Source organism: Janibacter sp. Y6, from assembly GCF_040900765.1.
Classification (GTDB): Bacteria; Actinomycetota; Actinomycetes; order Actinomycetales; family Dermatophilaceae; genus Marihabitans; species Marihabitans melonis.
Map to the genome: position 1 here is coordinate 302212 of NZ_JAKLYZ010000002.1, position 26967 is coordinate 329178.

Sequence of the window (26967 nt, forward strand, 5' to 3'; positions counted from 1 at the left end):
CCGCTGACAGCCCCACCCGAGGAGATCCCCCATGGCCGCACCCCGCCGCGCTCTCGTCGTCATCGACGTCCAGCAGGAGTACTTCGAGGGTCTGCTGCAGATCCAGCACCCGCCGCGCGAGGAGTCGCGCGCCCGCGTCGTCGAGGCGATGACCGCCGCCGCGGACGCCGACGTGCCCGTCGTCGTCGTGCGGCACGCGGCACCAGCTGGCTCGCCGGTCTTCGACCCCGCGACGCCCACCTTCGAGCTCCACCCCGACGTCGCCGCCCTCGCGGAGGGCGCGACGCTCGAGATCACGAAGTCCTTCGCCAGCGTCTTCGCGGGCACCGGGCTCGAGGAGTGGCTGCGCGAGCGCGACGTCGACACCGTCACCCTCGTCGGCTACATGACGAACAACTGCGTCCTCGGGTCGGCGGCCGCGGCCGAGCCGCTCGGCCTGACCGTCGAGGTGCTCTCGGACGCCACCGGCGCGATCGACATCGTCAACGCCGCCGGGTCGGCACCGGCGCGCCAGGTGCACGACACCCTCATGGCGCTGCTCGCCTCGAGCTGGGCTGCCGTGGCCACGACGCAGGAGTGGGTCGACGCGGTCCGCGCCGGCGCCGCCCTGCCGGCGGACAACCTCGTCGAGTCGGCCGCACGCGGGCGCGGGCCCCGCCCGGCGCAGGCGTAGCCGGAGGCGGCGAAGGGGGGACCGGTCCGGTCCCCCCTTCGCCCGCGCGGTCAGTCGACGCTGATCTCGCCCATCGGCTCCCAGCCGTCGCCGTCGACCTGCCGCGAGACGATGAGCGGGGTCGAGACGAGGTACTGGGGGAAGACCTCGCGCATCCTCGCGAAGTGCTCGGAGCGCACATGCGGCTCGGCGCCGTCGTCGTCGAAGGCCTCGAGCAGGACGTAGGTCGTCGGGTCCTCGACGCTGCGGGACCACTCGAACCACTTGTTGCCCGGCTCCGCGCGGGTCGCCTCGGTGAACTCGCGGCTGATCTGCGGCCACTCGTCGGCGTGCTCGGGCTTGATCGCGAACTTGACGTTGATGAGGATCATGGATCCCACGATGTCAGAGCGCGCAGGCCCGGGAGGCCGCGGCCCGGGGGTCTCGTCCCGACGATGGCACGCTGGCCCCATGCTCGACGTCCTCGTCGTCTCCGACACCCACGCCCCCCGCTTCTGGAAGGCGCTGCCAGGCCCCCTTCGCGCGCCGCTCGAGCGGGCCGACCTCGTCCTGCACGCGGGTGACGTGTGCACACCGGACGTCCTCGACACCCTCGCCGAGCACGCCCCGGTGCACGTCGTCCTCGGCAACAACGACAGGCCCGAGGTCGCCGCGTGGGGCGGCGGGGTGCCCGAGACCCTCGAGCTCGACCTCGACGGCTTACGGGTCGCGATGATCCACGACTCGGGGGCGAAGGGGGGTCGCGACCGCCGGATGCGGCGCCGCTTCGAGCACGCCGACCTCGTCGTCTTCGGGCACTCGCACATCCCGATGGACGACGACACCGGCGCGGTGCACCTCTTCAACCCCGGCTCGCCGACGGACAAGCGCCGCCAGCCCCGCCCCACCTACGGGTGGCTGCGCGTCGAGGACGGGCGGCTGGTCGGCCACGAGGTCGTCGAGATCTGACCCGGACCCCGCGCCCCCCTCGCCGCGACCCCAGCTACCACGCAGTACTGGTCGTGATCACGACCAGTACTGCGTGGTAGCTCGCGGGAGAGCCGGGCGGGTGGAGCTCAGCCGCGCAGCGCGCGCCCGAGCTCGGTGTACTGCTCGACGAGCCCGTCCATGTCGGCCTGCGTGTGCGCGAGCGAGACGAGCCACTGCTCGTCGAGCCCGGGCGGGGTGAGGACGCCGCGGTTGACGCCCCACAACCAGGACAGCTCGGCGACGCCGAAGTCGGTCGCCTTGTAGTCGCGGTAGTTGCGCACCGGCCCGCTCGACCACGTGACGCAGCCCTTGAGGCCCATGCCGACGGTGTGCGCGGGCAGCTCGAGCTCGCGGATGACGTCGTCGATCCGGCCGAGCGTGCCGAGGTTGATGTCCTCGGCGGCCTGCAGCGCCTCGTGGGTGCACACCTCGTCGACGGCCTCGGCGGCCGCCATGACGAGCGGGTTGCCGTTGTACGTGCCGAAGTGGGCCATCCGGCCGTCGACGACGACCTGCATGACCTCCGCGGTGCCGCCGAAGGCCGCGAGCGGGAGCCCGCCGCCGATGCTCTTGGCGAGGGTGACGAGGTCGGGCTTGACCCCGATGCGCTGCGAGGCGCCGCCGTAACCGGCGGTGAGCCCGGTCTTGACCTCGTCGAAGATCAGCAGGGTGCCGGCCGCGTCGCACGCGGCGCGCACGCCGGCGAGGTAGCCCTCGTCGGGCAGGACGATCGCGAGGTTCTCGACAACCGGCTCCATGACGACGGCCGCGACCTGGGAGCCGTGCTGCTCGAGGATGCGCTGCAGGTAGGGCAGATCGTTGTAGGGCACGACGTGGACGGTGCCGGCCTCGACGTCGAAGGGGACCTCGGGCGTCGGCGCCTCGGCGGGACCGGCGTCGGCGAGGTCGGGCTTGACGGAGACCTGGAGGGCGTCGTACCCGCCGTGGTACCCCCCTTCGATCTTGATGATCGCCTTGCGCTCGGTGTACGCGCGGGCCGCGCGGACGGCGTACATGAGTGACTCGGTGCCCGACTGCGTGAAGCGCAGCATGTCGAGACCGAAGCGCTCCTGGTAGCGCTCGGCGACCCGCGTCGCCGTCGGCGACGGGGTGACGAAGAGCGTGCCGACCTCGGCGAGGGCGTGCTGGACGCGCTCGACGACGACGGGGTTGAGGTGGCCGACGAGCATCGCGCCGAAGCCCATCGACAGGTCGAGCAGCTGACGACCGTCGACGTCGGTGAGGTGCGCCCCGCGCGCCGAGGTGATGGAGATCGGGTAGGGCTCCCAGTGCTGGAAGGACGAGGTGACGCCGAGCGGGAGCGACTTGCTCGCGCGGGCGTTGTGCTCACCGGACCCCGGGGTGTCCTTGGTGAAGCGCTCCCACTCCTGGACGAGGAGGGCCTGGACCCGGTCCTGGTCGAGCGGGGTGGAGCTGGACGGGAGCACCCGTCGAGCCGCCGGGTCCGCGGCCGGCCAGCTCGGGGTCGGGGTCGCGTCGGACATGTCATCGCCTCCTGACGGGGCGGCCGACGGCCGCCGTGGTGGGCTCATCATGACGCACGCGAGGACGGCGGCGAAGGGGGATCGAGCGCGCCCTGCGCGGTCGCCGCGGGCCGTCCCGCCGTCGGCGGGCGAGAAAAGAAGGTCACGGGCTGGTAAAGGCGGCGTCTCTGGCCTACTCTTCAGGCACCTCCTGACGACGGGAGGAAGGCCTCCAGGCACGCCGAGTCCCGCCAGCTCGGAGGTCCCCCTGATTTGCGACATGGCGGGAGCGGGGGACCCAACTTCTACCGACCGGTCAGCCGGTCTCGGGGTGAAGCCGGGTCGTCCACCGTGACGACCGGCGGGGTGCATCTCCACCCTAATCCGACAGCTCACCTCGAAGGCGCTGGAGACACATGACCGCATATGCCGGCCGCCACCGCGCGCCCAAGAGCACCCCGTCCATCGCCCGTGCGGGCGCCACCGCCGCCACCTCCCTGGCCGCCGTCGCCGTCGCGGTGCCCGCCGCGGGCGCCGCGTCCGCCGCCCCCGCGAGCGTCGCCACCCCGGCCGCCACCGCCGCGTCGAGCACGAGCACCGCCACCATCCGCACGCTGTGGCAGGGCCACCGCGGCGGCCTCGTCAAGCAGGTCCAGCGCAAGGTCGGCGTGAGCGCCGACGGCGTCTTCGGCCCCCGCACGAAGTCCGCCGTCAAGAGCTGGCAGAAGCGTCACGGCCTCACCGCCGACGGCGTCGTCGGCCCGCGCACCGCCGCGAAGATGGGTCTGCGCGCCACGACCGCGAAGAAGAAGACCGCGTCGCGCACGAGCAGCCGCACCTCGAGCATCGTCGCGACCGCCGCGCGCTACTACGGCACCCCCTACCGCTACGGCGGCACCTCGCCGTCGACCGGCTTCGACTGCTCCGGCTTCACCGGCTATGTCCTCAAGCAGCACGGCAAGTCGCTGCCGCGCACCGCCGAGGCCCAGCGCCGCGCCGCGTGGAAGACGAGCAACCCCCAGCCCGGCGACCTCGTCTTCTTCGGCGCCCCCGCCTACCACGTCGGCATCTACGCCGGCGCCGGCAAGATCATCGACTCGGGCCGCAGCGGCACGAGCGTGAGCAAGCGCGCCATCTGGACCAACCAGGTGAGCTACGGCCGCTTCTGAGCCGACCCACCGACGAAGGGGGACCCGTGGCGAGCGCCGCGGGTCCCCCTTCGTCGTCTGGGCCCCGGTGAGGCATCGTGGTCCCGTCAGCGAGCGAAGGGGTGTCACCGTGGGACGGTCGACGAGACGTGCAGGTGCGGGGGGCGCGCTGCGCCGGGCAGGGGCGCTCGGGGTGGTCGTCGGGGTGAGCCTGTCGGCGTGCTCGATGGTCTCGATCGGACGTGAGGAGCCCGAGGCCTCGGGCGAATCGGCGAGCTCGAGCGGCTCGTCGAGCCCGACGAGCTCCGCGGCCCTGCCGCAGGGCACCCAGAGCACGTCGTCGGTGACGACCTACCCGGTGACCGAGCCCGAGGGGCTCGAGTGGGTGGTGCTCGTCGACGACCCCGCCCAGACCCGTGCGGTCGCCGGCCGTCTGCTCGGCGCCGGTGAGCCGGTCATCTCGGTCAACACCGCCGTCGGCATGGTCGCGGTGCGCACGAGCGACGAGGACTTCGAGGAGCGGGCCGCGCAGGTCGACGGCGTGAGCGCGGTCGCGACCGACCGCGACCCGGCATGGCAAGGACCCGAGGAGGACGGCTCGGGCGCGATGTCGCTCCCCGCCACCACCTCCGTGCCCGCCGTCCGGCGCGCGACCATCGCCCCGGCCCGGCCGTCGGCCGCGTCGGCCGCGCCGAAGGCCGACCCCCTCGACGACCGGTTGTGGGGCATGAGCCTCATCGGGGCGCCGCAGGCCCAGGCCGCCGCGGGCGACGGCGACGAGGGCGTGACGGTCGCCGTCATCGACTCGGGCGTCGACGTCACCCACCCCGACCTGTCCGGCGTCGTCGACGTCGATCGGTCCCGCAACTTCGTCGTCGAGCGACCGGAGATCGACGGCGACTGCGAGCAGGACTCGTGCGTCGACCCTGTCGAGGAGGACCCGAGCGGTCACGGCACCCACGTCGCCGGCACCATCGCGGCCGCGCGCAACGGGCTCGGCGTCACGGGTGTCGCGCCCGGGGTGCGGCTGGTCAACCTGCGCGCCGGGTCCGACACCGGCATGTTCTACCTCGCGCCCACCGTCAACGCGATCACGGCCGCGGCCGACCTCGACGTCGACGTGGCGAACATGAGCTTCTACGTCGACCCGTGGCGCTACGCGTGCGCCGGTGGTGCCCCGGGCGACACCCCCGCGCAGGCCGCGATGCAGGACCTGACGATCGAGCTCGTCGGGCGTGCCCTCGCCGACGCCCACGACCGGGGCGTCACCCTCGTCGCGGCGGCCGGCAACGGGCGCGGCGACCACGGCGACCCGGGCACGGACACGACGAGCCCGAACTACGGCGCCGAGGCGCGCGAGCGCACCATCGACGCCGACGACTGCCTCAGCCTGCCCACGGAGGGCGAGCACGTCATCGCCGTGAGCTCCGTCGGCCCCGACCGCGAGCTCGCCGAGTACTCCGACATCACGAGCGACCCGAGCAGCGGCACCCTCGACCTCGCCGCCCCGGGCGGTCCCGCCACCGGCGGGCCGGACGCGGTGCTGTCGACCTACCCGGCAGCCGCGCTGCGCGACGGCGGTCTCGTCGACGGCGAGGGCCGGGTGACCGACGCCGGGGCCCAGATGGGCGTCGAGCGCTCCTGCCCGCGCGGCACCGGCGCCGACGACGCCGACCCCTCCGCCCGGTGCGGCTACTACCAGGGACTCGTCGGCACCTCGATGGCGAGCCCGCACGTCGCGGGCGCCGCGGCCCTCGTCATCAGCGCCGACCCCGACCTCACCCCCGACGAGGTGGCCGAGGTGCTCGGCGAGACCGCCCGCTCCCAGCGCTGCCCGGCGACCCCGAGCGCGGCCGGTCCGTGCGTCGGCGACCGTGACCTCAACGGCTACTTCGGTCGGGGGCTCGTCGACGCCGAGGCGGCGGTGGACGCCGCCGAGAAGCAGGCAGGCTGACGGTCGTGCGTGGGAGGGTTCGGGCATGAGCGACAGCGTCCGCCGAGCAGTGACCCGATACGCCGAGACCTACCCCGAGCTCGAGGTGCTCACCGGTGAGTGGGTCGCGCGCGTGACGGCGATGCTCGACGAGGCCGGGATCAACTACCTCACGGTGAGCGGTCGGGCGAAGGCCGTGGCGTCTTTCTCGGCCAAGGCGGCCCGGCGCCTGGACGGCGAGCTCGTCTACGACGACCCGCTCGTCGACATCACCGACCAGGTCGGGGTGCGGGTCATCACCTACGTCGCGAGCGACGTCGTCGCGGTGGCCGAGCTGCTCGCCGACCAGCTGACCGTCCTCGACGACCGCGACCTCGGTCTCGAGACGGCCGGCGAGGGCCGCTTCGGCTACGCGAGCCGGCACGTCCTCGTCACCCGTGACACCGGCGAGGGCGTGAGCTACGACCGGACCCGCTGCGCCTCGGTGCAGCTGCGCACCGTCCTGCAGCACGCGTGGGCAGAGTTCGAGCACGACATCCGCTACAAGGGCAGCGTCCCCGAGCAGCTCGTCGCCGACCTCGACCGCCGCTTCACCCTCGCCGCCGGGCTCATCGAGCTCGCCGACAAGGAGTTCTCGACGATCCGCGACCGCCTCCAGCTCCAGCTCGGCTCGCAGCCGGCCGAGGCCGTCACCGACGACCCGCGCATCGGCGCCAGCGAGCTCACCGCCTTCCTCGCCGGCCGGTACTCGACCGCCGGCTGGTCGCGCACCGACCGCTACGCGTGGATCGGCGGACTGCTCCTCGAGCTCGGCATCACCTCGCTCGACGAGCTGAGCGAGCTGCTCCAGGGCATCGACAGCGACGACGTCACCGCGCAGATGGGCTACCGCTACCCGCCCGGCGCCGTCCGCCGTCTCGACGACGACCTGCTCCACCACTTCGGCCGGCTCTACCTCGACCTGCCCGGCAACGCCCACCGCCGCGACGCCCTGTCCGCCCGGATGGCCAAGCTCACGACGCCCCCACCCCCCGAGGCCTGACCCCCTTCGCCCCGCCCCGCCGTCTCGCCTCACCCGCCCCAGGTTTCTCGGGTCACCCGATAAACCCCCACTTCGCATGAGTCAGGTACTCGTGCGAAGCCGGGGTAACTCTTGCTGAGCAGGCGAAGGGGGAGCTCGTCACCCCTTCGCCGGGAGCGCGGGCACCCCTCCCACCGAGTCCAGATCCCCTGCGCCCCGCCGTCTCACCCCACCGGTCCCACGTTTCTCGGGTCACCCGATAAACCCCGGCTTCGCATGAGTCCGGTACTGGTGCGAAGCCGGGGTAACTCTTGCTGAGCAGGCGAAGGGGGAGCCCGTCACCCCTTCGGCGGGAGGGTGGCCACCCGACGCAGGCCCATCTCGACGAGCTCGGCGAGGTCCTCGTCGGTGAGCTCGGCATCGGGGGCGGTCTCGTACCAGCCGCTCGTCGTGCGCCCACGCATCTGCATCGGGGCGAGCAGCGGGTGGGCGCCGTCGGTCTCGTCGGCCCGCACCATGAGCGCCCCGCGGCTGCCGGCGGCGACCGCCATGTGCCCGTCGACCATGAAGCCGAGACCCCCGAACATCGCCCGCTCGGTCGCGCCCGGCTGGTCCGCGAGCAGCTGTCTGATCCGTCGCGCGAGCACCTCGTCGTAGGCCACGGGACCAGTCTGCCGAGGGGGCTTCGTCCCCGCCAGGGTCCGCCTCAGCCCAGCGCGCCGGCGGCCAGGTAGAGCGCGAGGCCGATGCCGCACACGCCGACGGCCCACCGCATCGGCGTCTCCGGCACGACCCGGACGACCGCCGGCCCGATGAAAGCCCCGACGACCGAGCCGACCATGACGGCGACGGCCGCGCGGTAGTCGACGGGGGCGAGCAAGACGTAGCCGATGGACCCGGCGGCGTTGGCGGCACCGGTCGCGACGTTCTTCACCGCGTTGGTCACCGCGAGCGGCTCGACCCGCTCGAGCGAGAGCAGCGCGAGCGCGATGACCCCGGCACCCGCCCCGAAGTACCCCCCGTAGATCCCCATCGCGAGCAGGGCGACGAACCACGCGCCGCGGCGACGCCGCGCGTGCGGGTCGGGCTGCAGCGAGTGCGGGTCGGAGTGTCGGGCCGACCACACCCGGATCCGGTCTCGAAGGAGCAGCAGCACCGCGCCGAGGAGCACCATCCACGGCACGACGAGCTCGAAGACCCCCGCCGGCGCCGAGAGCAGCAGGGCTGCCCCGATCGCCCCACCGACCGCCGTCACCGGGATGAGCCGGACGAGCCGGGCGCCCTGCCCGGCGAGCTCGCGCTGCGACCCGGCGACCGACCCGACGGTGATGCCGAAGAGCGAGACCGTGTTCGTCACGTTGGCGACGAGCGGCGGCAGCCCGGCGGCGAGCAGGGCGGGATAGCTGATGAGCGAGGCCAGCCCGGTCATGGACCCGACGAGACCGGCACCGACGCCGGCCAGGACGAGCCACAGGAGGTCGGCGCTCACTCCCCCGTGGCCCAGGAGCCGCGGTCGCCGTACCAGCCGCCGAAGCGTCCGCCGCCGAACCTGCCGTACCCGTCGTCCTCCGGGCCGAGGTTCGAGAAGCCGGTGCGCGAGCGCAGGTAGGACCCGACGACGGCCGCGCCGAGGTCGTCGAGCTCGGGGGCGACGACCGAGCCGTCGACCCGCCGGGCCATGGAGTCGACGAAGCGTGCCAGGCCCGGGTCCTCGCCGAGGCGGAAGAAGGTCGTCTGCGCACCGAGGCGGCGCGACGTCTCGAGCTCGGTCACCGTCAGCGACAGGGTCAGCGGGTGCGGCGGGTAGTCGAAGAAGGGCTCGCCCTGGGGCATCAGGTGCGCGGTGGGCTCGCCGTCGGTGACGACCAGCAGCACCGGCTGGCTCGCCGGGTGCTTGCGGAAGAAGCGATTCGCCAGGAGCAGCCCGTGGTGGAGGTTCGTGCCCTTGTCGTACATCGCGTCGAGACCGGTGAGCTCCTCGATCTCCATCGAGCGCGCGTACCGCCCGAAGCCGATGAGCTGCAGGTCGTCGCCGCGGAAGCGCGTGCTCACCAGCTGGTGCAGCGCGAGCGCGGTCCGCTTCATCGGCACCCAGCGCCCGTCCATCGCCATCGAGAAGGACGTGTCGACGAGCAGGGCCACGGCCGAGCGGGTCCGTGCCTCGGTCTCGGTGACCTCGACGTCGCGGATGTCGATGCGAAGGGAGGTGAGGTCACCCCCTTCGCCCGCGGTGCGCCGCACCGCGTTGCCCACCGTCGCGGTGACGTCCCACGGCTCGGTGTCGCCGAACTGCCACTCACGGGTGCCGCCGGTGCGCTCGCCGGCCGCGCCGGACGTGCGGTTGTCGTGCTGCCCCGTGCGGCGCGAGAGCCGCTCGGTCGCGTCCTTGAGCAGGCTCTGCCCGAGCCGGCGCATCGCGGTCGGCGACAGGCGCAGCTCGCCGTCGGCGCCACGCCGCAGGTAGCCGCTGTCGCGCAGCGCGCGCTCGAGCTCGGCGAGGGTCCGGGCGTCGACGACGGAGTCGTCGCCGAGCTGGCGCTGGAGGGCGTCGAGGTCGACGTCGTCGAGGCGGGCGCCCTCGTGGGCCTGGGCCAGCTGGTCGGCGAGGGCGTCGAGGTCGGCGAGGTCCTGCAGCACCCCGGTGCCGTCGCCGAGCCCGACCCCCTGGTCACCGCGGAAGCGCTCCGAGCCCGACCAGTCCTCGCCCGGTCGCAGCGACTGCAGCGCCCCGTCGATGCGCTGCAGGCTCTCCGCGAGCTGCGGCGACCCGAAGGCCTGGGCGGAGAGCTGCATGAGCTCGTCACGCTGCTCCTGCGTCATCGACGCCATCATCCGGGCGGCCGCCGCGGAGCGCGCCGCGAGGGCGTCGATCAGCTCGTCGACGTCCTGCGGGTCCTCGGGGAAGAAGTCGCCGTGCTTGGCCATGAAGTCGGCGAAGTCCTGCTCGGTGTCCGCACCCTGCGCGTGCTTGTCGAGCAGCTCGCCGAGGTCGTCGAGCATCTCCTGGACCTGCTGGCGGTCCTGCTCGGTCGCCCCCTCGAGCGCCTGCTTCATCCCGGCGAAGCGCTGGTCGAGCATCTCGCGGCCGAGGAGGTCCTTGATCCGCTCGAAGTCGGCGCGCGCCTGCGGCGAGCGCCACTCGTAGTCGGAGAGCTCGCTGACGGCCGCGGCCGGCGAGTCGGGCAGGCCGTCGAGGCGCATCTGCGCGAAGGCCCGGTCCGTGTCGTCCATGTCGACGTCGCGGGCGAGCTGCCCGCGCTCGGCGAGCACCGCGGACTCGAGCAGCTTGGAGATCTCGGCGAGGGTGCCGCCGACATCGGTCTCCCCGAGCAGCTCGCGGCGGCGCTCGGCGACCCGGCGGGCGAGGTCGTCGAGACCTCGCTGGTCGACGCTGCCGCGACGCAGGTACTCGCGCATCGCCCGCTCGGGCGAGGAGCCGGCCATGACGTCCTCGCCGATGGCCTGCAGCGCGTCGCCGAGGTCGACCGGCGGTGCGAGCGGGTCCGGGCCGCCGGTGTAGCGGCCGTAACGAGAGCGGTGCCGGCGTGCCACGGTCAGGCCCCGTAGACGACGCTCGAGCCGTCGCTGTCCTTGTCGACCTTGCGCGCGAGGTAGAGCCCTTCGAGGGCGAGCTCGACGGCACCGGCGCGCTCCCCCGCGTCGGTGGCGGCGAAGCGGTCGGCGATCTCGTCGTAGAGCGCGTCGTCGTCGTCGAGGTCGGGCAGCGAGGAGAGCAGCTCGTCCGCGGTCACCCGGTCGCCCGTGGTCACGGACGCGCCATCGGCGATGGCCTCGACGAGGGCGGCGAGGTCGACCCCGCGCAGCCGCTCGCGCACGGCGTCGACGGTCGCGCTGCGCAGCAGGTGGGTGAGGATCGCGTCCTCGCGGCCCTCCTCACCGGCCTCGAACTCGATCTTGCCGCCGAGGACGTCGACGGCGGTCTCGATGTCGACGAGACGGGCGACCGGCTCCCCTTCGCCGCGCACGCTCGCCCGGTGCAGCGCCGCGGCCGCGACGGTCTCGGCGCCGGCGATGGAGAAGCGGGCCGAGACGCCGGAGCGCTGGTCGACCGACGAGGACTCGCGCAGGGCGCGGGTGAAGCGGGCGAGGATCTCGACGAGGACGTCGGGGACGCTCGCGACGAGGTCGGCCTCCTGGCGCACGACCGCCATCTCGTCCTCGAGCTCGACGGGGTAGTGCGTGCGGATCTCGGCGCCGAAGCGGTCCTTGAGCGGGGTGATGATGCGCCCACGGTTCGTGTAGTCCTCGGGGTTGGCCGAGGCGACGACGAGGACGTCGAGCGGCAGCCGCAGGAGGTAGCCGCGGATCTGGATGTCGCGCTCCTCCATGACGTTGAGCATCGCGACCTGGATGCGCTCGGCGAGGTCGGGCAGCTCGTTGATCGCGACGATGCCGCGGTGGCTGCGCGGGATGAGCCCGAAGTGGATGGTCTCGGGGTCGCCGAGCCGGCGCCCCTCGGCCACCCGCATCGGGTCGACGTCACCGATGAGGTCGCCGACGGAGGTGTCGGGCGTCGCGAGCTTCTCCGCGTACCGCTCGTCACGGTGGCGCCACACGACGGGCAGGTCGTCGCCGAGCTCGGCGGCTCGGCGCTGGGTCTCGACGGCGATCGGCTCATACGGGTGCTCGCCGATCTCGGAGCCCTCGACGACGGGGCTCCACTCGTCGAGCAGCCCGACGAGACTGCGCAGCAGCCGGGTCTTGCCCTGGCCGCGCTCGCCGAGGAGGACGACGTCGTGGCCGGCGAGGACCGCGCGCTCGAGCTGGGGGATGACCGTGTCCTGCAGGCCGTGCATGCCGGGCCAGGGGTCACACCCCTCGCGCAGCGCGGAGAGCAGGTTGTCCCGCATCTCCTGGCGAAGGGGGCGCAGCGTGTGCCCGCTGCGGCGCAGCTCGCCGAGGGTCGTGGGTGCCGGCCGGGTCGTGCCGGCGGACTCGAAGGGGTGGGGCGTCGCGATCTCGAGCGGGTCCGTCACTTCTTGAACGCTACTCCGCGGATCCGACAGCGCCGAGAGCGCCGGGTGGTCTGTCCAGGGTCCGGACCTCGTCTGGAGTGCGACGAAGGGGTCCCGGCGGGCCGCCCCACCCGCTAGCGTCTCCCCACCGGGTCGTCGGGGACGGGGTGATGGCATGACGTGGACGCGGACGGTCCTCGCCGTCGCCCTCGCGCTGCCGCTCCTCACGGCCTGCGGCAGCTCCAGGCCCTGCCCCGAGCCGGTCTCGGTCGATGGCTCGCGACAGGTCTACGCGGCGCAGGACGCCGACGGCGTCGACGTCGTGGACTGCGAGATGGTCGGTGACTGGGTCGCGGTCGGCGACGTCACCCTGGCCATCCCCGAGCCGGGCCACGACGTCGGCGGGCAGGGCGCGGGAGGCGGGAGCGACCCCGGCCGGGGCGGCAGCGCCACGACCTCGTCCTCCGGAGTGCTGACGACCGAGGTGCTGGAGTAGCGCGACGCGAGCGGGGCGCGGGGGTAGGTGCGGTGGTCTCGAGGCTCAGGCCCAGGGGGCCTTCGCACCTCGACCACCAGACCTCGGCCCCTCGACCACCGAGGAGGGGCGGCGCCTCAGCGGCGCCGGTCGGCGAGGAGGTAGGCGGTGGCGGCAGCGCCGAGCGAGACGGCGGCGACGGAGGGCCAGGTGCCGATCTTCTTCGCGAGCGGGTGCGAGACGCCCATCGAGGCCCAGTAGCCCGCGGTCAGCCCGGCGGCGAGCGGGGTGCCCCCGGCAGACCGCCAGGCGGGGACCGAGAGCACGTTCGCGGCCGCCATGACGGCTCCGCCGAGCGGGCGCACGCCGGTGCGCTGGGCGAGCGTGAAGCCCCCGGCGAGGCCGGCGGCGAGGAAGGGTGCGGTGGGCAGGCTGCGCAGGTCGGGCATGCCCGCCAGCGTATGCCTCGCCCCGCGCCCCGCCCGGGGTGGGCACACTGGGCCCATGGCGATCTCCGAGCCCCCGGCCGATGCCCCCTTCGTCGACGCCTGGCTGACCGACATGGACGGCGTGCTCGTCCACGAGGAGCAGGCGATCCCCGGCGCGGCCGACTTCATCGCCGCGCTGCGCGACAGCGGCGTGCGCTACCAGGTGCTGACGAACAACTCGATCTACACCCCGCGCGACCTGCGCGCGCGGCTGCTGCACAGCGGCATCGACGTGCCCGAGGAGGCGATCTGGACCTCGGCGCTCGCGACGGCCACCTTCCTCGCCGAGCAGCGCCCGCACGGGTCCGCCTTCGTCGTCGGCGAGGCGGGGCTGACGACGGCCCTGCACGAGGCCGGCTACACGATGACGCCGCGCGACCCGGACTACGTCGTCCTCGGCGAGACCCGCACGTACTCCTTCGAGGCGATCACCGCGGCGATCCGGCTCGTCGAGCGCGGTGCCCGTTTCATCGCGACCAACCCCGACGTCTCCGGGCCCTCGCCCCAGGGCACCCTCCCCGCGACCGGCTCCGTCGCCGCGCTCATCACCGCGGCTACCGGCCGCCAGCCGTACTACGTCGGCAAGCCCAACCCGCTGATGATGCGCACCGCGCTCAACCGGATCGAGGCGCACTCCGAGCACACCGTCATGGTCGGCGACCGCATGGACACCGACGTCATCGGCGGCCAGGAGGCCGGGATGCGCACGGTGCTCGTCCTCACCGGGTCCACGAGCCGCGACCAGGTCGAGACCTTCCCCTACCGCCCCACCCGCGTCGCCGACTCCATCGCCGACCTCGTCCCCCTCGTCACCGAGCGGCTCCGCCGCTCCGACCAGCACGAACGGCTCCGCCGCGAGGACTGACCCGCCCACGCACGCACGAGCGGCGCCGCCCAGATGACCCGGACGGCGCCGCTGCGCGTGGACGAGGGACGACGGGGTCAGTCGACCCCGGCCATGAGCCGCTTGATCGGCTTGCTGATCGCGACGACGACGAGCCCGGTGATGACCGCGACGAGCCCGACCCAGAAGAAGAAGGGTCCCTCCGAGCTCTCGTCGTAGTACCCGGCGAGCGTGCCCGCCATCGCGGTGCCCAGCGAGATCGAGAGGAAGAAGAGCGCCATCATCTGCGTCGTGTACTTCGGCGGCGCGAGCTTCGTCGTCATCGACAGGCCCACCGGCGAGATGAGCAGCTCGGCGATGGTGAAGACGAGCAGGATCCCGACGAGGCCGAGCAGCGGGGCCGAGCCGGCACCCGCGGGCATGAGCAGGAAGAGGAAGAAGGCCAGACCCATGACGACCGTGGCGACGCCGAACTTCAGCGGCGTCGACGGCTGGCGCCGGCCGAGCCGGGTCCACAGCGCGGCGAAGACACCCGCGAGCGCGATGATGAAGACCGGGTTGATCGACTGGACCCACGACACCGGCATCTCCCACCCGAAGAGGTCGCGGTCGAGCCGCTTGTCCGAGTAGATCGTCACGACGGTGAACTGCTGCTGGTACAGCGACCAGAAGACCGCGTTGCACACGAAGAGCGGGATGAAGGCGAGCACACGGGTGCGCGCGACCCCGGTGACGTCCTTGTCGCGCAGGATGATCGCGAAGTAGGCGACCGTCGCCACGACGACGGCGCCGATGACGATGTTCGCGAGGCGCTCGGCGGAGATGACGCCCAGCGCGACGAGCGCGGCGACGACGACGAGCGCGACGACGCCCCCGACGACGTAGCCGCGCCGCTTGGCGGCGGGCAGGGGGTTGGCGACGTGGTGCGAGTGCTCGGGCAGCCCACGGCGGCCGATGGTGTACTGCACGAGACCGAGCGCCATGCCGACCGCGGCCGCGAGGAAGCCTGCGTGGAAGCCCCACTCCTTCTGCAGCACGCCGGTGAGCAGCGGCCCGATGAGCGCACCGATGTTGATGCCCATGTAGAAGAGCGAGAAGCCGGCGTCACGGCGCGTGTCGCCCTCGTCGTAGAGGGTCCCGACGAGCGAGCTCGCATTGGCCTTGACCCCGCCCGAGCCGATGGCGATGAGCACGAGGCCCACCCCGACGCCGAGCAGACCGGGCAGCAGCGACAGCGCGATGTGGCCGAGCATGACGACGACGGCCGAGTAGAAGAGCGTGCGCTCCGGCCCGAGGACGCGGTCGGCGAGCCACGCGGCAAGGACGGTCGAGAGGTAGACCGCGCCGCCGTAGGCGCCGACGATCTGCGCCGCGGTGCCCTCGTCGATGCCGAGCCCGCCCTGGGCGGCCGAGTAGTACAGGTAGATGAGCAGGATGCCCTGCATGCCGTAGAAGCTGAAGCGCTCCCACAGCTCGACCCCGAAGAGGTTGGCCAGCACTCCCGGCTGACCGAAGAAGCGGGTGTCCCGGGGGTGGTCCGTCACGGTTGCTTGCTGACTTGGCACTCTCTCCACGATGCCACCACCGGCTCGATCTGCGAAGTCGGGGGGTCACCCCCGGTCGTCGGCCGCGGCCTGACGACAGGGGCGTGAAGGGGTCAGATCGCGCAGCCGTCGGGGCCGCAGGCAGCGGCGTCGCCGCCGATCGGCTGCAGCGGGTTGCCCTCGCGCCAGGCCTGCTCGAGGGCCTGGGTGAAGACCTCGGCGGGCTGGGCACCGGACACCGCGTACTTCATGTCGAGGACGAAGAAGGGCACGCCCTGGATGCCCAGCGAGCGCGCCGTGTCGAAGTCGCCCTGCACCTCGCGACCGATCTCGGGGTCCTCGAGGCCGGCCCGCACGGTCGCCTCGTCGACGCCCGCGGCGCCGCCGATCGCGACGAGCACGTCGTCGTCACCGATGTCGAGACCGCGCACGAAGTGGGCGTCGAGCAGCGCCTCCTTGACCTCGTCCTGCACACCGGCGCGCGCGGCGACGTGCAGCAGGTGGTGGGCACGCAGGCTGTTGACCACGACGAGGGAGTCGAAGTCGTAGGTCAGTCCCTCACCGGCCGCCTGCTCGGCGACGTGCGCGGTCATCTGGCGCACCTGGTCGGCCGCCATGCCCTTGCGCTGCACGAGGTAGTCGACCTCGGTGCCGTCGTAGTGGCGCGGCAGGCTCGGGTCGAGCTGATAGCTGTGCCAGGTGACGGTGACGTCGTCCTTGTGGGCGAAGCCGGCGAGCGCGCTCTCGAAGCGGCGCTTGCCGATGTAGCACCACGGGCAGGCGATGTCGGACCAGATGTCGATGTGCAGGGCCATGCCGGGGTCAACCCGGCCCGGCCCCCGGATGTTCCGGGCGAAGGGGGGGTCAGCCCTCCCTGGCCGCGAGCTCGGACTTCCACTCGCGGAAGCCCTCCTCGGTGCGCCCCCGGCGCCAGTACCCGGAGATCGACAGGTCGGCGCGGGGCACCTCGCGCTCACGCACGAGATAGGGCCGGATGCCGTGCATGACCTCGTGCGCCTCGCCGTGGACGAAGACCTGGACGCGCCCCTCGCGCCAGGGCAGCGCGCGCACCGCCTCGGCGAAGGGCTCGCCCGGCCCCTGCCGGTGCACGACGGTGACCCGGACGTGCTCGGGCGCCTCGAGGTGCGGTGGGGCGTCGGGTCCCTCGACGACGACGACGCACTCGCCCGTCGCGTCGTCGGGCAGGGCCGCGAGCGCCGCGGAGATCGCCGGCACGGCGGACTCGTCGCCGGCGATCAAGTGCCAGTCGGCGTCGGGGTCGGGTGCGTAGGCCCCGCCGGGCCCGTTGGCGAGCAGCGTGTCGCCGGGCTCGGCCCGGGTGGCCCACGGGCCGGCGACGCCCTCGTCGCCGTGGACGACGAAGTCGATGGCGAGCGTGCCGGCGGCGACGTCGGGCTCCAGCGCCGTGTACGTGCGCACGACCGGCATGTCCTGCGGGTCCGCGCTCGCGCGGGCTGCACGTATGTCGAAGTCGGCCGGCAGGGTCGTGCCCGGCCTCGGGAAGATCAGCTTGACGTAGCGGTCCGTGTGGACGCTGCCCTCGAAGGCAGACAGGTCGTCGCTGCGGAAGTGCACGCGGCGCAGGTGCGCGGTGAGGTCCTCGGTGCGGGTGACGGTGAGATGGGTGGGCACGAGCGCTCCTCGGTGACGGTGTTAGGCCAGCCTAACTGCGCCCCCTTCGTGGATCTCGTGGGGCGTCAGGCCGCGGTCATCGCGTCGACGACGTGCTCGGCGATCGCCAGACTCGACGTCGCCGCGGGCGAGGGCGCGTTGAGCACGCACGTCACCTCGCCGACCGTCGTGATCCGGAAGTCGTCGACGAGCGAGCCGTCGCGCTCGATCGCCTGCGCCCGCACCCCCGCACCCCCGCGCTCGACGTCGTCGACGCCGATCTCGGGCACGTAGCGCTGAGCCCCGGCCATGTAGGCCCTCGTCGACAGGGACCCGCGGACCTCCTGGATCCCCGTGCGCCAGTTGGCCCGCGCCAGCTGCCAGAAGCCCGGCCAGGTGGCCGTCTCGGCGAGATCGCGAAGGGAGACCTGCCGCCACCCGTAGCCCTCGCGCCGCAGCGCGAGGACGGCGTTGGGGCCGACCTCGAGACCGCCGCCGACCCGGCGGGTGAAGTGCACGCCGAGGAAGGGGTAGCGGGGGTCGGGCACCGGGTAGACCATGCCGCGCACGAGATCGGCCTTCGCGGGCGTGACCTCCATGTACTCGCCGCGGAAGGGGATGATCCGCAGCTCGCGCTGCCCGTCGACCCGCTGCGCGAGCCGGTCGCCGTGCAGCCCTGCGCAGACGACGAGCTCGTCGACGACGACCTCGTCGGCGCTCTGAGCGGACCCGAGGACGAGACGCACGCGGCCCCGCTCGCGGCGGATGTCAGACACCTCGGCACCCAGGCGCACCTCGCCGCCGGCCGCACGGACCTCGGCGGCCATCGCCTCGGCCATGCCGACGTAGTCGGTGATCGCGGTGGCCGGCGAGTGCAGGGCCGCCAGGCCCTGGGCGTGCGGCTCGACGTCACGGATGCCGGCGGCGTCGACCCGGCGCAGACCCGGGACGGCGTTGGCGCTCGCCGTGCGCTCGAGCGCGTCGAGACGCGCGACCTCGTCGGGCTCGACGGCGACGACGAGCTTGCCGCACTCGTCGTAGGCGATGCCGTGCTCGGCGCAGTAGTCCTTGAGCAGCTGACGACCGCGCGTGCACAGGCGGGCCTTGAGCGAGCCGGGGGCATAGTAGATACCGGCGTGGACGACCCCGGAGTTGTGCCCGGTCTGGTGAGCGGCGATCCGCTCCTCCTTCTCGAGCACGACGACGCGGTCGTCGGGCCGGCGGCGGGTCAGCTCGCGGGCGACGGCCAGGCCGACGATCCCGCCCCCGATGACCCCGACGGTGCGCTGGGCCACGATCACACCCCCGTCGCGAGGAGCTCGGCGTACCGGGCGAGGTCGACGTTGCCCCCGGTGAGGACCACCCCGACCCGTTGCCCGGGCGAGACCGGCACGGCGCCGGTGAGGACCGCGGCCAGGCCGAGGACACCGGTGGGCTCGACGACCTGCTTGAGCGTCCCGGCCACGTGCCGCATCGCGTCGACGAGCGCGGCGTCGCTCACGGTCGCGATGCCGGCGACGTGCTCGCGGATGATCGGGAAGGTCAGCGACCCCAGGTAGGCGGTCTGCGCCCCGTCGGCGATGGTGCGTGGAGGCTCGATGCGCACGACCTCTCCGGCCTCGAGCGAGCGCCGGCCGTCGTCGCCCGCCTCGGGCTCGACGCCCCAGACGGCCGCCGTCGGCGCGAGCTCCTGGGCGGCGAGGATCGAGCCCGCGAGCATGCCGCCGCCGCCGAGCGGGGTGACGACGACGTCGAGGTCGGGCACCTCCTCGAGCAGCTCGCGCACGGCAGTGCCCTGACCGGCGATGACGTGCCGGTGGTCGTAGGGCGGGACGACGGCGGCGCCGGTGCGCTCGGCGATGGCCACCCCGATGGCCTCGCGGTCCTCGGTGTAGCGGTCGTACCCGACGACGGTGGCGCCGTACCCCTTCGTCGCCTCGACCTTCGTCTGCGGGGCGTCGTGGGGCATGACGATCGTCACCGGCATGCCGAGCTCGCGCCCGGCGAGGGCGACGGCCTGGGCGTGGTTGCCCGAGGAGTAGGCGACGACGCCGGCCGCGCGGCGGCCGGGGTCGACGGCGCTGAGCGCGGTGTACGCGCCCCGGAACTTGAAGGCGCCGATGCGCTGGAGGTGCTCGGACTTCAGGTGCACCTCGCACCCGGCGAGCGCGTCGAGCCGGTGCGAGCGCAGGACGGGGGTGCGGTGGGCCACGCCATCGAGGAGGGCGGCGGCCGCGCGGACGTCCTCGACCGTGGGCGGGGCGGTGGTCACGAGGGCAGGACCTCGAGCAGCCGCTGCGCGAGTGGGCGTGAGGAGGCGGGGTTCTGACCGGTGAGCAGCATGCCGTCGACGACGACCTTCGGCTCGAAGGCGGGCCCGGTCTCGACCTCGAAGCCGGCCTCGCGCAGCCGGTCCTCGAGCAGCCACCTCGCCTGGTCGGCCTTGCCTCCGGCGCGCTCCTCCTCGTTGGTGAAGCCGGTGACGGTGCGCCCGGTGACGTCGCTGGCGAGCAGCGCGGCCGGCCCGTGGCACACGATGGCGAGCGGCACGTCGCGCTCGACGGCGGCGGTGATGAGGGTGCCCGAGGTCTCGTCGACGGCGAGGTCCTCCATCGGCCCGTGGCCGCCGGGGTAGAAGACCGCGTCGTAGTCGGCGAGGTCGACGTCCTCGAGGCGAAGGGGGGCGCTCAGCTCCTCGAGGTCGTCGAGGACCTCGCGCAGGTCGCGCCCGCCCGTGGCCTCGGGGGTGAGGCTGCGCTCGTCGGCGACCGGTCGCACCCCGCCCGGGGTGGCGAAGCGGACGGTGTGCCCGGCGTCGGCGAGGACCTCGAAGGGGGCGACGAGCTCCTCGGCCCAGTAGCCGGTGGGCACGCTCGACCCGTCGGCGAGGGTCCAGCTGCGGGCGCCGGTGACGACGAAGAGGACGGTGGCCATGGGGACTCCTGCGTGCTCGGTCGGGGACGTCCCCCCGACCTTACGACCCGTCGTGGGGCACGCGGTCGGCGAGCACGCGCATCCGCCCGCCGCGGCGGAAGCCGTGGTCGACGCCCCAGAGCACGGCCTGGCTGCGCGACGTCACCCCCATCGTCGCGTAGGCCGCGCGGATGTAGGACTTCACCGAGTTGATGCTGAGGTAGCAGGCGCGGGCGATCTCCTGGTTGCTCAGCCCCTCGGTGATGAGTGCGACGACCTCCGACTGGCGCGGGGTGAGGCCCTCGGCGCGTCCCGGCCAGTCGGCCGGCCGGGACTGGTCGTCGACGGGCTCGGTCTCGGCGGTGAGGACGACCCGCTCGCCGGCCTGCACCCGCTCGACCGCGTCGACGAGCTCGCGCGCCGACGCGGACTTGCGCACGACGCCCGACAGCCGCGCGTCCTGTGCGACCTCGTCGACCCAGGGCCCGACCTCCCACGTGTAGAGCACGGTGTGCCCGACCATGTCGTCGGCGGTGAGCAGGTCGAGGTCGCGGTGGCCCGAGCTGGTGATCGCGTAGGCGTCGTACAGCGCGACGTCGACGGGTTGGGAGACGAGGACCCCGCAGTCGACCTCGACGACGCGCACGCGGTCGGCGAAGGGGGCGAGCATCGCCGCGACACCGCGGGCGACCACCTCGAAGTCGTTGAGGACGGCGAGACGGATCGGCTGGCGTGCGTCGGGGTCGGGCATCTCTCGACCGTAGCGGCGAAGGGGTCAGCCCGGGCCCGGGAGCAGCTGCAGCTCGTTGTCGTCGGGATCGGTCAGGGCGACCCCCTCGGGGTCGTCGGCGACCCCGGTGCGAGTGGCGCCGAGACCCACGAGCCGCTCGACCTCCTCCTCGAGGGGGCCGTCGGCGACGAGGTCGAGACGCAGGCGGTTGCGCCCGCGCTTCGGGGCGACCGGGGCCCCGCCCCACGTGATCTTCGGCCCGCCGTGCGGTGACTGGACGGCGGTCTCGTCGTCCTCGTCCCACACGAGCGGCCAGCCGAGCGCCTCGCTCCAGAAGACCCCGGTCACCCGGCGACCGTCTCCGGAGAGCGCCCCCACCCGGCCGGTGCCGGCGAGGAAGCGGTTGCCCTCCTCGACGACGCACAGCTCGCCCCCTTCGGGGTCGGCGAGCACGACGTGCGTCGCGTCGTCGCCCTGCCCGACGTCGAGATAGGTCGCGCCGAGCGACAGGGCGAGCTCGACAACATGGGCCTGCCCGCCGGCCACGTCGCTCGTGAGGTCGAGGTGCGTACGGTCGAGGCCGCGCCGGGGCTCGGTGCTGCGCCGGAAGCGGATCGCGAGATCGCCCGGGCCGGCGGCGGGCAGCAGGTCGCCGCGCACCTCGCGCTCGAGGACCGCGCCCCAGAAGGCGGCCAGCCGCTCGGGGTCGGCCGCGTCGATGCTCAGGGCCTGCAGATGTGCCGTCATCGCCCACTCCTTCGTCGTCCCGCCAGCCTAGGACCGCCGCCTAGCCTCGTGGGGTGGACGAGGAGAGCGAGCACGAGGTCGTCCGACGGGTCGACGCGGCGATGGCGGCCAGCCCGCGGGCGGCTCACCTGCGGCCGGCGGAGCGGGACCGGGCCGCGGTGGACGCGCCGCTCGCCATCGGGTCGGGGCAGACGAGCTCTCAGCCGCGCACCGTGCGCGACATGCTCGTGCTCCTCGACGTCCGTGCGGGCCAGCGCGTCCTCGACGTCGGCGCGGGGTCGTGCTGGACGACGGCGATCCTCGCCCGTCTCGTCGGCCCCGACGGCCGGGTCCTCGGCGTCGAGCGCCTGCCCGAGGTGCTCGCGCTCGGACGGGCCGCCCTCGCGCGCGCCGACCTGCCGCAGGCCCGGGCGCGGCTGGCTGACCCCCGTCACCTCGGGGCACCCGGCGACGCCCCCTTCGAGCGCGTCCTCGTCTCCGCGATGGCGGGGCGGCTGCCCGAGGAGCTGGTCGCGCAGCTGACGCCGGACGGCGTCATGGTCGTGCCGGTGGCAGGTGAGATGCTCCGCGTGCAGCGGCGGGGCGAGGACGACCCTCTCGTGACGACCCACGGGCGCTACCGCTTCGTCCCGCTCGTCACCTGAGCCCCCACCTGAGCCCCCCCACCTGACGCCCCTTTCAGACCCCCCGCGGTACCCCCCAAGGGGTGGTCCCGCTCCCCGGCTGTCGGTGCTGGTCCGGCGGTTACTGTCGCCAGATGAGCTTCGAGCTGACCAAGACCATGCAGGCGGCGAGCGCCGGCTACGGGCTGTACTGCCTGGCCAAGCCGTCGCACCTCGCGAGCGCCCTGCGCGAGCCGCGCAACCAGCGCGCGCTCGACCGGCTCGCCCGCACCTTCGCCGTCCGCGACATCCCCATCGCCGCGCTCGCCCTCGCCGGCCCGCCCGCCGCCCTGCCGTGGGCCGTCGGCGGCCGGGTGGCCTCCGACGTCGGCGACGCCCTGGTCCTCGGGGCGAGCACGAAGGGGTCGATCCGCACGAAGGTCCTCGCAGTCACCCTCGGGTGGGCCGCCCTCAACGCCCTCGCCTACGCAGCCGACACCCGTCGCCGCTGACTCAGCCGTAGTGCCGACCCAGCCGCGAGACGTACTGCGCCTCGAGATCACCACGACCGCACTCGTCGAGCAGACGCAGGCAGCGCCGGGCCAGCCCCCGGTGCCGGTAGCCGATGTCGGCGACGAGCGCGAGCACCGCGAGGTCGCGCACGGCCAGACCGGCGGGGTCTCGCACGTAGAGCACGTCGGACTCGACGATCTGGCGCGAGTCGTGCTCCCACGGGTCGGCCCACTGGGTCGGGGCGAGCGGCCAGGTCCGGTGCTGGACGACCTGCAGGGGCATCAGCCCCATCGAGCGCAGCTGGGCGTCGAGCTCGCCGGCGGTCGGCTGGCCCTCGTACAGCGGCCAGAAGCCCATCTCGAGCTGCACCGCGAGGACCCGCTCGAGGGCGTGCTCGCCGCTGCGCAGCACGGCGAGCTCGCTGCCCTGCACGTCGACCTTGAGCAGGTCGACCGGCCCGAGGTCGGGCACGTCGTCGAGGCGCACCGTGTCGATCTCGACCTCGTCGACGACGCGGCCCAGCCGCTCGAAGTCGACGAGGTGCGCGAGCCGCATCGGGTCGGGGCGCAGCAGGCTCGAGAAGCCCTGCTCCTCGCACACGTGGAGCACGTGCCGACCTCCGTCGCCGACGGCGTGCGGCAGGTAGCGCTCGTGCGGACCGGCCAGCCCGCGCAGCCGCTCCATGGCCTCGGGCAGCGGCTCGAAGCCGGTGACCCGCGCCAGTCCCGCGTCGAGCAGGTCGACGTACGGCACCTCGTCGTCGAGGGGGTTGGCCCCCACGTCGAGGACGTGCACGGGCGCGTGCTCGAGCACGCTCTCGGGCAGCATCGGTCGGTCCACGATCAGGTCCCCTGTCGTCTCGGAGTCGGCGCGACTCACCCTAGGACCAGCCCCACATCGACCCGGCGCCCGGGGGCGCCCGCACGGAAGGCGGCGACGTCATCAGCGAGATCGTCCTGAGCGAGGTGCGCAGCCACCGGCTGCGCGCCACCGGCCCGGTCGTGCGGCACGTGCCGCGGGGCCATGCCTACGTCGACGCCCTCGTCGGCGCCGAGCCCGCTCACCTCCACCCCGCGGACCCGCCCGTGCCCGGCGCCCCGGCCGGTCAGTGGTGGCCCCACCCGGCGCTCACCCCGCGCTGGGTCGCCGACCACGCGCACGAGATCGACGTCCTGCACGTCCACTTCGGCTTCGAGCACCTCGGGGTCGACGACGTCCGTCATCTCGTCGCGAGCCTGCGCGCCCACGACATCCGGCTGGTCCTCACCGTGCACGACCTCGTCGACCCGCACGGCACCGGCGAGCGCTACGGGCGCGTCCTCGGCGAGCTCGTCGGCTCCGCCGACGCCCTGACGACCCTCACCCCGGGCGCGGCCGCCGAGGTCGAGCGCCGCTTCGGCCGGCGGCCCCAGGTCATCTCGCACCCGCCGCTCGTGCCCGCCGGGGTGCTCCCGGCCCGCCGGACCGGGTCCCCCTTCGTCGTCGGTCTGCACCTGAAGTCGTTGCGCGCCAACGTCGCCGCGCTGCCGGTCCTCGACGCGTGCGCCGACGCCGTCGCCGGGCTCGACGACGCGCAGCTGCGCGTCCACCTCCACGAGGACGTCACCCGGGCCGACCACCCGCGCCACGACCCGGAGGTGCTGCGGCGGCTCGCCCGGGCCCGCGCGGACGGTGCCGACGTGCGCGTGCACGCCCCGCTCGACGACGCCCAGCTGTGGCGCGACCTCGCCCAGACCTCGCTCGCCGTGCTGCCCTACACCGACGGCACCCACTCGGGCTGGCTCGAGATGTGCCACGACCTCGGCACCCGGGTGCTCGCGCCCGACCTCGGCTTCTACGCCCAGCAGCGTCCCGTCCTCACCTACCGTCACGACGACCTCACCGCCAGCGTCGAGCGCGCCGTGCACGAGGCCCACGCCCGGTGGGCGCAGGGCGAGCCGGCCCCGGGAGGCGACGCCCGCGTCCTCGCGGCGGAGCTCGAGAGCGCCCGGGCCGCGCACCGCGAGGTCTACCTGGGCGTCGCCGAGGACCGCGTCGTGCGCGGGGCATGAGCGTCGTCCACCTCGTGCCCGGCCCGGGGTCTCACGGCGTCGTCCGGCACGCGCTCACCCTCCTCGCCCAGCCGCCCCTGACCGGCAGCCCCGTCGTGCGCGGGCGGCACCTCGGCTCGCCGCCCGGTCTGCACCCCCGCCTGGCGCACCTCCACGTCACCGACCACCTCTGGGGCGAGAGCCCCGACGCCGCCGCGGCGGCGGTCGAGCGGGTGGCGCAGCGCTGCCCGGTCTCCCTGACCCTGCACGACCTGCCCCAGGAGGGCGAAGGGGCAGAGCGCCGCGCCCGCCGGGCGGCGGGGTACCGGCGGATGGTCGCGGCTGCCCGCGGCGTCGTCGTCGCCTCCGAGCACGAGCGCGAGCTCCTCCTCGCCTGCCTCGACGGCGGGCCGGTGCCTCCGGTCGAGGTCGTGCCGCTGCCGCTCGACGCGCCGGACCTCAGCCCCTCGCGGCCGCCCGGCAGCGGCGAGGTCGCCGTCCTCGGCTACCTCTACCCCGGCAAGGGGCATCTCGACGTCCTCGACGCGATGGCGGGCCTGCCGCCGAGCACCGGCTTCGCCGCGCTCGGCGCGCACTCCCGCGGTCATGACGACCTCGTCGGCGCCGTCGTGGCCACCGCCCGCGCCCAGGGTCGCGTCGCCCGCGTCACCGGCTGGCTCGCCGACGCAGCGATGCACGAGGAGGCCCGCCGGGTCGCGGTGCCCGTCGTCGCCCCGGTGCACGTCTCCGCCTCCGGCTCGGTCGGGTCCTGGATCGCGGCCGGTCGCCGTCCGCTCGCGACGACGAACCCCTACGTCGTCGAGCTCGCCCGGCGCTGCCCCGGCTCGGTGACGCTCGTCGAGCGCGACGACCTGCCCGCCGCGATCGCGCGCGCCCTCGCCGACCCCTCCTCGACCTGGCTCGAGCCCTCGGTGACGATCGGCCCCAGCACCGCCGAGGCCGCGCAGACCTACGCCGACGTGCTCGCCGGCTGGGCGCGATGAGCCCCGACATCGGGGTCGTCGTGCCGTACTACGACGACCAGCGCGGGCTCGACCTGCTCCTCGCCGCCCTCGACCAGCAGGACTGCGCCGGCCGCTTCGAGGTCGTCGTCGCCGACGACGGGTCGCCCGTCGCCCCGACGGTGGGCGAGCACCCCTTCGCCGTCCGCGTCGTGCGCCAGGCCGACGCCGGCTTCCGCGCGGCCGCCGCGCGCAACCTCGGCGCCGCGCACACCGACGCCCCGGTCCTGTGCTTCCTCGACGGCGACACCCTGCCGACGCCGGGCTACCTCGGTGCGCTCGCCGCGGTCGTCGCGGCCGGTGACGAGCGCGGTGTGCTCGCCGTCGGGCGACGCCGGCACGCCGAGCTCTCCGGCCACGCCCCCGAGGACGTCGTGCGCTGGCTAGCAGGCGAGCCGGTCGACGTGACGACGCTGCCGGACCCGCAGTGGCTGACCCGGGGCTACGCCGAGACCGACGACCTCGCGAGCGCGGATGCCGGCGGCTTCCGGCTCGTCATCTCCGCGGTCCTCGCCTGCGACGCGGAGCTCTTCGCCCGGGTCGGCGGCTTCGACGAGGACTTCGTCGGCTACGGCGGCGAGGACTGGGAGCTGGGCCACCGGGCCTGGCTCGCCGGCGCCGCCCTGCGGCACGTGCCCGGCGCCGTCGCCTGGCACGACGGCCCCGACGCCGGCGGCCGCGCCCCCGACCACCTCGCGAAGACCGTCGAGACCCTGCGGGTGGCCTCCCGGGTCGCCGCGCCCGGTGCGCGCCACCCCGGTCTCGTGTGGCCCCACCCCGCCGTGAGCGTCGAGCTCGACGACACCGGGTGCGACCCGGCCGCCGTCCTCGCCTGCTGCGCCGACCTGCTCGCCGTGCCCGACGTCCGGGTGCACCTGCGCTCCGGCGAGTGCACCACCACCCCCGGGTGGCCGATCTCGGACCCCCGCGTCGTGATCGGCCCGGAGCCGGCGGCGACAGCCGAGCGCCGGGCCTGGCACGTGCAGGTGACGCGCCCGGTCCTGCTCGACGTCGACGTGCACGCGCTGTGCGCGCGCGGCGAGGCAGCCTACGACGACGCGCTCGTCGTCACCGAGACCCGCAGCCGCGCCCTCGGCCTCCCCCCGCCGCCGGCCCGGTCGGGCGCGGGGGTGCTCCGCGACCTGCCCACGAGGGTCAGCCTCGAGGGCCTGTGGGGATGGGGCGACCCGAGCGCCCCGTGACCCCGAGCCGGCTCGCGTCGC

The 26967-nt window shown here is 74.1% G+C and carries 28 protein-coding genes and 1 riboswitch; of the genes, 12 read left to right on the forward strand and 16 right to left on the reverse strand.

Annotated features, from left to right (window positions below; all coding sequences use genetic code 11):
• Positions 1 to 31 precede the first annotated feature (31 nt).
• Positions 32 to 673, forward strand: a complete 642-nt coding sequence (locus tag L6241_RS06360; RefSeq protein WP_368245425.1) for an isochorismatase family protein — start codon at positions 32 to 34, stop codon at positions 671 to 673.
• 50 nt (positions 674 to 723) lie between these two features.
• On the opposite strand, the gene L6241_RS06365 is transcribed toward L6241_RS06360, so the two are convergent.
• Positions 724 to 1044, reverse strand: coding sequence for a putative quinol monooxygenase (locus tag L6241_RS06365; protein WP_068270544.1), 321 nt, complete (start codon positions 1042 to 1044; stop codon positions 724 to 726).
• 79 nt (positions 1045 to 1123) lie between these two features.
• Between L6241_RS06365 and L6241_RS06370 the strand changes: the two genes are divergently transcribed.
• The gene (locus L6241_RS06370) at positions 1124 to 1621 is read left to right on the forward strand and encodes a metallophosphoesterase family protein (protein ID WP_368245426.1); all 498 of its coding nucleotides are present in this window, start codon (positions 1124 to 1126) and stop codon (positions 1619 to 1621) included.
• 107 nt (positions 1622 to 1728) lie between these two features.
• On the opposite strand, the gene L6241_RS06375 is transcribed toward L6241_RS06370, so the two are convergent.
• A complete protein-coding gene (locus L6241_RS06375; protein ID WP_191682413.1) occupies positions 1729 to 3147 on the reverse strand; it encodes an aminotransferase class III-fold pyridoxal phosphate-dependent enzyme in 1419 nt (472 codons plus the stop codon).
• A 208-nt stretch (positions 3148 to 3355) separates the two neighbouring features.
• A riboswitch (cyclic di-AMP (ydaO/yuaA leader) is annotated at positions 3356 to 3547 on the forward strand.
• Here L6241_RS06375 and L6241_RS06380 point away from each other — a divergent pair.
• The 3 genes from L6241_RS06380 (at position 3543) to L6241_RS06390 (ending at position 7249) form a co-directional block, all read left to right on the forward strand.
• Complete coding sequence (locus L6241_RS06380) at positions 3543 to 4295, forward strand: C40 family peptidase (protein ID WP_368245427.1); 753 nt, start codon at positions 3543 to 3545, stop codon at positions 4293 to 4295. (Overlaps the previous riboswitch by 5 nt.)
• Positions 4296 to 4404: 109 nt before the next feature.
• Positions 4405 to 6228, forward strand: coding sequence for a S8 family serine peptidase (locus L6241_RS06385; RefSeq protein WP_368245428.1), 1824 nt, complete (start codon positions 4405 to 4407; stop codon positions 6226 to 6228).
• Positions 6229 to 6253: 25 nt separating this feature from the next.
• On the forward strand, positions 6254 to 7249 hold the full coding sequence (locus L6241_RS06390) for a GTP pyrophosphokinase family protein (protein ID WP_368245429.1): 996 nt from the start codon (positions 6254 to 6256) through the stop codon (positions 7247 to 7249).
• A 317-nt stretch (positions 7250 to 7566) separates the two neighbouring features.
• On the opposite strand, the gene L6241_RS06395 is transcribed toward L6241_RS06390, so the two are convergent.
• The 4 genes from L6241_RS06395 to L6241_RS06410 are packed head-to-tail and all read right to left on the reverse strand — an operon-like array spanning position 7567 to position 12207.
• Positions 7567 to 7890 carry a TfoX/Sxy family protein gene (locus tag L6241_RS06395; RefSeq protein ID WP_368245430.1) on the reverse strand — a complete coding sequence of 108 codons (324 nt, stop codon included), beginning with the start codon at positions 7888 to 7890 and terminating at the stop codon, positions 7567 to 7569.
• A 44-nt stretch (positions 7891 to 7934) separates the two neighbouring features.
• Entirely contained in the window at positions 7935 to 8717 is a 783-nt protein-coding gene (locus L6241_RS06400; protein ID WP_354588264.1) for a sulfite exporter TauE/SafE family protein, read from the reverse strand.
• On the reverse strand, positions 8714 to 10780 hold the full coding sequence (locus L6241_RS06405) for a VWA domain-containing protein (protein WP_368245431.1): 2067 nt from the start codon (positions 10778 to 10780) through the stop codon (positions 8714 to 8716). Before L6241_RS06405 ends, L6241_RS06400 begins: the two co-directional genes overlap by 4 nt.
• Before the next feature lie 2 nt (positions 10781 to 10782).
• A complete protein-coding gene (locus tag L6241_RS06410; protein WP_368245605.1) occupies positions 10783 to 12207 on the reverse strand; it encodes a magnesium chelatase in 1425 nt (474 codons plus the stop codon).
• Positions 12208 to 12379: 172 nt separating this feature from the next.
• Here L6241_RS06410 and L6241_RS06415 point away from each other — a divergent pair, with 172 nt between their 5' ends.
• Positions 12380 to 12700 (forward strand): hypothetical protein, encoded by a 321-nt coding sequence (locus tag L6241_RS06415; RefSeq protein WP_368245432.1) that lies wholly within the window; start codon positions 12380 to 12382, stop codon positions 12698 to 12700.
• 116 nt (positions 12701 to 12816) lie between these two features.
• Here L6241_RS06415 and L6241_RS06420 read toward each other — a convergent pair whose 3' ends face one another.
• Positions 12817 to 13128 (reverse strand): hypothetical protein, encoded by a 312-nt coding sequence (locus L6241_RS06420; protein ID WP_368245433.1) that lies wholly within the window; start codon positions 13126 to 13128, stop codon positions 12817 to 12819.
• Positions 13129 to 13183: 55 nt separating this feature from the next.
• Between L6241_RS06420 and L6241_RS06425 the strand changes: the two genes are divergently transcribed.
• Positions 13184 to 14032, forward strand: a complete 849-nt coding sequence (locus L6241_RS06425) for an HAD-IIA family hydrolase (RefSeq protein ID WP_229299775.1) — start codon at positions 13184 to 13186, stop codon at positions 14030 to 14032.
• Positions 14033 to 14109: 77 nt separating this feature from the next.
• On the opposite strand, the gene L6241_RS06430 is transcribed toward L6241_RS06425, so the two are convergent.
• The 8 genes from L6241_RS06430 to L6241_RS06465 form a co-directional block, all read right to left on the reverse strand.
• Positions 14110 to 15555, reverse strand: coding sequence for a peptide MFS transporter (locus L6241_RS06430; protein WP_368245434.1), 1446 nt, complete (start codon positions 15553 to 15555; stop codon positions 14110 to 14112).
• 113 nt (positions 15556 to 15668) lie between these two features.
• On the reverse strand, positions 15669 to 16370 hold the full coding sequence (locus L6241_RS06435; RefSeq protein WP_368245435.1) for a DsbA family oxidoreductase: 702 nt from the start codon (positions 16368 to 16370) through the stop codon (positions 15669 to 15671).
• 49 nt (positions 16371 to 16419) lie between these two features.
• On the reverse strand, positions 16420 to 17208 hold the full coding sequence (locus tag L6241_RS06440; protein ID WP_368245436.1) for a siderophore-interacting protein: 789 nt from the start codon (positions 17206 to 17208) through the stop codon (positions 16420 to 16422).
• A gap of 65 nt (positions 17209 to 17273) precedes the next feature.
• On the reverse strand, positions 17274 to 18482 hold the full coding sequence (gene lhgO / locus L6241_RS06445; protein ID WP_368245437.1) for an L-2-hydroxyglutarate oxidase: 1209 nt from the start codon (positions 18480 to 18482) through the stop codon (positions 17274 to 17276).
• A gap of 2 nt (positions 18483 to 18484) precedes the next feature.
• The gene (locus tag L6241_RS06450) at positions 18485 to 19459 is read right to left on the reverse strand and encodes a threo-3-hydroxy-L-aspartate ammonia-lyase (RefSeq protein ID WP_368245438.1); all 975 of its coding nucleotides are present in this window, start codon (positions 19457 to 19459) and stop codon (positions 18485 to 18487) included.
• Positions 19456 to 20121 (reverse strand): type 1 glutamine amidotransferase domain-containing protein, encoded by a 666-nt coding sequence (locus L6241_RS06455; RefSeq protein WP_123093440.1) that lies wholly within the window; start codon positions 20119 to 20121, stop codon positions 19456 to 19458. The genes L6241_RS06450 and L6241_RS06455 overlap by 4 nt, the downstream gene beginning before the upstream one ends.
• Before the next feature lie 40 nt (positions 20122 to 20161).
• On the reverse strand, positions 20162 to 20851 hold the full coding sequence (locus tag L6241_RS06460; protein ID WP_368245439.1) for a response regulator transcription factor: 690 nt from the start codon (positions 20849 to 20851) through the stop codon (positions 20162 to 20164).
• A gap of 24 nt (positions 20852 to 20875) precedes the next feature.
• Entirely contained in the window at positions 20876 to 21577 is a 702-nt protein-coding gene (locus L6241_RS06465; RefSeq protein ID WP_368245440.1) for a VOC family protein, read from the reverse strand.
• A 53-nt stretch (positions 21578 to 21630) separates the two neighbouring features.
• Between L6241_RS06465 and L6241_RS06470 the strand changes: the two genes are divergently transcribed.
• Together L6241_RS06470 and L6241_RS06475 are read left to right on the forward strand one after the other, a co-directional pair.
• Positions 21631 to 22221, forward strand: coding sequence for a protein-L-isoaspartate O-methyltransferase (locus L6241_RS06470; RefSeq protein WP_368245441.1), 591 nt, complete (start codon positions 21631 to 21633; stop codon positions 22219 to 22221).
• A 113-nt stretch (positions 22222 to 22334) separates the two neighbouring features.
• Positions 22335 to 22691: a hypothetical protein gene (locus L6241_RS06475; RefSeq protein ID WP_123093444.1), complete on the forward strand. Its 357-nt coding sequence runs from the start codon at positions 22335 to 22337 to the stop codon at positions 22689 to 22691.
• Between the two features lies 1 nt (position 22692).
• On the opposite strand, the gene L6241_RS06480 is transcribed toward L6241_RS06475, so the two are convergent.
• On the reverse strand, positions 22693 to 23532 hold the full coding sequence (locus L6241_RS06480; protein WP_191565033.1) for an FkbM family methyltransferase: 840 nt from the start codon (positions 23530 to 23532) through the stop codon (positions 22693 to 22695).
• A 125-nt stretch (positions 23533 to 23657) separates the two neighbouring features.
• On the opposite strand from L6241_RS06480, the gene L6241_RS06485 reads away from it, so the two are divergent.
• From L6241_RS06485 to L6241_RS06495, 3 genes are read left to right on the forward strand one after another with little or no spacing between them, the layout of a single operon-like run.
• Positions 23658 to 24743 (forward strand): glycosyltransferase family 1 protein, encoded by a 1086-nt coding sequence (locus tag L6241_RS06485; protein ID WP_368245442.1) that lies wholly within the window; start codon positions 23658 to 23660, stop codon positions 24741 to 24743.
• Complete coding sequence (locus tag L6241_RS06490) at positions 24740 to 25726, forward strand: hypothetical protein (RefSeq protein ID WP_368245443.1); 987 nt, start codon at positions 24740 to 24742, stop codon at positions 25724 to 25726. The genes L6241_RS06485 and L6241_RS06490 overlap by 4 nt, the downstream gene beginning before the upstream one ends.
• Positions 25723 to 26946 (forward strand): glycosyltransferase family 2 protein, encoded by a 1224-nt coding sequence (locus tag L6241_RS06495; protein WP_368245444.1) that lies wholly within the window; start codon positions 25723 to 25725, stop codon positions 26944 to 26946. The genes L6241_RS06490 and L6241_RS06495 overlap by 4 nt, the downstream gene beginning before the upstream one ends.
• The last annotated feature ends 21 nt before the right edge of the window (positions 26947 to 26967 follow it).

Bases quoted from the DNA above. Each gene is read 5' to 3' on its own strand.
- L6241_RS06360 (WP_368245425.1), top strand. From the start codon at position 32: ATGGCCGCACCCCGCCGCGCTCTCGTCGTCATCGACGTCCAGCAGGAG.
- L6241_RS06365 (WP_068270544.1), bottom strand. From the start codon at position 1,044: ATGATCCTCATCAACGTCAAGTTCGCGATCAAGCCCGAGCACGCCGAC.
- L6241_RS06370 (WP_368245426.1), top strand. From the start codon at position 1,124: ATGCTCGACGTCCTCGTCGTCTCCGACACCCACGCCCCCCGCTTCTGG.
- L6241_RS06375 (WP_191682413.1), bottom strand. From the start codon at position 3,147: ATGTCCGACGCGACCCCGACCCCGAGCTGGCCGGCCGCGGACCCGGCG.
- L6241_RS06380 (WP_368245427.1), top strand. From the start codon at position 3,543: ATGACCGCATATGCCGGCCGCCACCGCGCGCCCAAGAGCACCCCGTCC.
- L6241_RS06390 (WP_368245429.1), top strand. From the start codon at position 6,254: ATGAGCGACAGCGTCCGCCGAGCAGTGACCCGATACGCCGAGACCTAC.
- L6241_RS06415 (WP_368245432.1), top strand. From the start codon at position 12,380: ATGACGTGGACGCGGACGGTCCTCGCCGTCGCCCTCGCGCTGCCGCTC.
- L6241_RS06420 (WP_368245433.1), bottom strand. From the start codon at position 13,128: ATGCCCGACCTGCGCAGCCTGCCCACCGCACCCTTCCTCGCCGCCGGC.
- L6241_RS06425 (WP_229299775.1), top strand. From the start codon at position 13,184: ATGGCGATCTCCGAGCCCCCGGCCGATGCCCCCTTCGTCGACGCCTGG.
- L6241_RS06435 (WP_368245435.1), bottom strand. From the start codon at position 16,370: ATGGCCCTGCACATCGACATCTGGTCCGACATCGCCTGCCCGTGGTGC.
- L6241_RS06455 (WP_123093440.1), bottom strand. From the start codon at position 20,121: ATGGCCACCGTCCTCTTCGTCGTCACCGGCGCCCGCAGCTGGACCCTC.
- L6241_RS06460 (WP_368245439.1), bottom strand. From the start codon at position 20,851: ATGCCCGACCCCGACGCACGCCAGCCGATCCGTCTCGCCGTCCTCAAC.
- L6241_RS06465 (WP_368245440.1), bottom strand. From the start codon at position 21,577: ATGACGGCACATCTGCAGGCCCTGAGCATCGACGCGGCCGACCCCGAG.
- L6241_RS06475 (WP_123093444.1), top strand. From the start codon at position 22,335: ATGAGCTTCGAGCTGACCAAGACCATGCAGGCGGCGAGCGCCGGCTAC.
- L6241_RS06490 (WP_368245443.1), top strand. From the start codon at position 24,740: ATGAGCGTCGTCCACCTCGTGCCCGGCCCGGGGTCTCACGGCGTCGTC.
- L6241_RS06495 (WP_368245444.1), top strand. From the start codon at position 25,723: ATGAGCCCCGACATCGGGGTCGTCGTGCCGTACTACGACGACCAGCGC.